Source organism: Streptomyces minutiscleroticus (assembly GCF_014650875.1).
Lineage (GTDB): Bacteria > Actinomycetota > Actinomycetes > Streptomycetales > Streptomycetaceae > Streptomyces > Streptomyces minutiscleroticus.
This window is the reverse complement of the sequence record NZ_BMVU01000132.1, coordinates 2,501-3,781: the sequence shown is the minus strand read 5'-3', so window position 1 is coordinate 3,781 and position 1,281 is coordinate 2,501. Positions and strand designations below refer to the sequence as shown.

The 1,281-nt window shown below is 58.1% G+C and carries 1 rRNA gene (running past both ends of the window); it reads right to left on the bottom strand.

Features of this window, described 5'->3' with window-relative positions:
• Window positions 1–1,281 (bottom strand): 23S ribosomal RNA (locus tag IE271_RS40020) (it extends past both window edges: 1,493 nt to the left, 446 nt to the right).

Below are 1,281 nucleotides of genomic sequence, written 5' to 3'. Positions count from 1 at the left end.
TAATGTGCGACGGATTTACCTACCGCACGGCCTACACCCTTACCCCGGGACAACCACCGCCCGGGATGGACTACCTTCCTGCGTCACCCCATCACTCACCTACTACCAGCTCGGGCCGGCGGCTCCACCACTCCGAACCACGTCAAAGACGGGGCCCGGCGGCTTCACGGCCTTAGCATCACTGGATTCGATGTTTGACGCTTCACAGCGGGTACCGGAATATCAACCGGTTATCCATCGACTACGCCTGTCGGCCTCGCCTTAGGTCCCGACTTACCCTGGGCAGATCAGCTTGACCCAGGAACCCTTGGTCAATCGGCGCACACGTTTCTCACGTGTGAATCGCTACTCATGCCTGCATTCTCACTCGTCAACCGTCCACAACTCGCTTCCGCGGCTGCTTCACCCGGCAGACGACGCTCCCCTACCCATCACAGCGGGCGTTGGCCCTCATGCTGCAATGACACGACTTCGGCGGTACGCTTGAGCCCCGCTACATTGTCGGCGCGGAATCACTAGACCAGTGAGCTATTACGCACTCTTTCAAGGGTGGCTGCTTCTAAGCCAACCTCCTGGTTGTCTGTGCGACTCCACATCCTTTCCCACTTAGCGTACGCTTAGGGGCCTTAGTCGATGCTCTGGGCTGTTTCCCTCTCGACCATGGAGCTTATCCCCCACAGTCTCACTGCCGCGCTCTCACTTACCGGCATTCGGAGTTTGGCTAAGGTCAGTAACCCGGTAGGGCCCATCGCCTATCCAGTGCTCTACCTCCGGCAAGAAACACACGACGCTGCACCTAAATGCATTTCGGGGAGAACCAGCTATCACGGAGTTTGATTGGCCTTTCACCCCTAACCACAGGTCATCCCCCAGGTTTTCAACCCTGGTGGGTTCGGTCCTCCACGACCTCTTACAGCCGCTTCAACCTGCCCATGGCTAGATCACTCCGCTTCGGGTCTTGAGCGTGCTACTGAAACGCCCTGTTCGGACTCGCTTTCGCTACGGCTGCCCCACACGGGTTAACCTCGCAACACACCGCAAACTCGCAGGCTCATTCTTCAAAAGGCACGCAGTCACGAGGATGTGCAAGCACATCCCGACGCTCCCACGGCTTGTAGGCACACGGTTTCAGGTACTATTTCACTCCGCTCCCGCGGTACTTTTCACCATTCCCTCACGGTACTATCCGCTATCGGTCACCAGGGAATATTTAGGCTTAGCGGGTGGTCCCGCCAGATTCACACGGGATTTCTCGGGCCCCGTGCTACTTGGGTGTCTCTC